The sequence below is a fragment of the Sulfurimonas sp. NWX367 genome, from assembly GCF_039667065.1.
GTDB lineage: Bacteria > Campylobacterota > Campylobacteria > Campylobacterales > Sulfurimonadaceae > Sulfurimonas > Sulfurimonas hydrogeniphila.
Genome location: NZ_JALCZM010000009.1, coordinates 1 through 1,929, shown reverse-complemented (window position 1 = coordinate 1,929; position 1,929 = coordinate 1). Strand labels below are relative to the sequence as shown.

At 47.1% G+C, this 1,929-nt stretch carries 1 rRNA gene; it reads left to right on the top strand.

Features of this window, described 5'->3' with window-relative positions:
- Positions 1–328 precede the first annotated feature (328 nt).
- Positions 329–1,849, top strand: a 16S ribosomal RNA gene (locus tag MNY28_RS11745).
- The last annotated feature ends 80 nt before the right edge of the window (positions 1,850–1,929 follow it).

Below are 1,929 nucleotides of genomic sequence, written 5' to 3'. Positions count from 1 at the left end.
AGTAGAAGCTTTTAAAAATGTTTGAGATCATTGAAAACTAAGCAAGTAAGAGACTTTTTAACTTTAGAGTTAAAGAGATAAATTACTTAGAAATAACTAATAAACAACAACCGTCTATTCTATTTTGAAATCCATACAGGCTTGCCTGTATGGTTCCCTTAATAGTAATAGATAACTATTATTCTGTGCTTGAAATGGCACAGAACATACAACAGTCTAGTAATAGAACCTTAAGCAGTTTTATTAAGACTTAAAATAACAAAGCCAATGATTTAATAATCTTGGGCAAAAGATCAGTAATAAGTTTACTTATCTTTCTGTAATAACAATTATGGAGAGTTTGATCCTGGCTCAGAATGAACGCTGGCGGCGTGCTTAACACATGCAAGTCGAACGGTAACAGATGGTAGCTTGCTACTATGCTGACGAGTGGCGCACGGGTGAGTAATATATAGATAATGTGCCCCTTGGACCGGGATAGCCATTGGAAACGATGATTAATACCGGATACTCCTTCTTATCACAAGATAAGTCGGGAAATGGATTCCGCCAAGGGATCGGTCTATATCCCATCAGCTAGTTGGTAGTGTAAGAGACTACCAAGGCGATGACGGGTAGCGGGTTTGAGAGGATGATCCGCCACACTGGTACTGAGACACGGACCAGACTCCTACGGGAGGCAGCAGTGAGGAATATTGCACAATGGGGGAAACCCTGATGCAGCAACGCCGCGTGGAGGATGACGCATTTCGGTGTGTAAACTCCTTTTATATGTCAAGAAAATGACGGTAGCATATGAATAAGCACCGGCTAACTCCGTGCCAGCAGCCGCGGTAATACGGAGGGTGCAAGCGTTATTCGGAATCACTGGGCGTAAAGGACGCGTAGGCGGGTTGGCAAGTCAGATGTGAAATCCTACAGCTTAACTGTAGAACTGCATTTGAAACTGCCGACCTAGAGTATGGGAGGGGGAGATGGAATTAGTGGTGTAGGGGTAAAATCCGTAGATATCACTAGGAATACCGAAAGCGAAGGCGATCTCCTGGAACATAACTGACGCTAAGGCGTGAAAGCGTGGGGAGCAAACAGGATTAGATACCCTGGTAGTCCACGCCCTAAACGATGTTCACTAGTCGTCGCTCTGCTAGTCAGGGCGGTGATGCACTTAACAGATTAAGTGAACCGCCTGGGGAGTACGGTCGCAAGATTAAAACTCAAAGGAATAGACGGGGACCCGCACAAGTGGTGGAGCATGTGGTTTAATTCGAAGATACGCGAAGAACCTTACCTAGCCTTGACATTGAGAGAACCTGCCAGAGATGGCGGGGTGCCCTTCGGGGAGCTCGAAAACAGGTGCTGCACGGCTGTCGTCAGCTCGTGTCGTGAGATGTTGGGTTAAGTCCCGCAACGAGCGCAACCCTCGTCCTTAGTTGCTAGCAGGTTAAGCTGAGCACTCTAAGGAGACTGCCTTCGTAAGGAGGAGGAAGGTGAGGACGACGTCAAGTCATCATGGCCCTTATGGCTAGGGCTACACACGTGCTACAATGGGGCGTACAGAGTGTTGCGATACCGCGAGGTGGAGCTAATCACTTAAAGCGTCTCTCAGTTCGGATTGGAGTCTGCAACTCGACTCCATGAAGCTGGAATCACTAGTAATCGTAGATCAGCAATGCTACGGTGAATACGTTCCCGGGTCTTGTACTCACCGCCCGTCACACCATGGGAGTTGATTTCACCCGAAATCGGGAAGCCAACCTTCGGGGGGCTACCGCTTACGGTGGAATTAGCGACTGGGGTGAAGTCGTAACAAGGTAACCGTAGGAGAACCTGCGGTTGGATCACCTCCTTTCTAGAGTAAAGAGCACTCATTCGATTGAGTGGCTCAACACAAGAAAATCTCACACGAGAAATAGTTTATTGGTTGTTTCA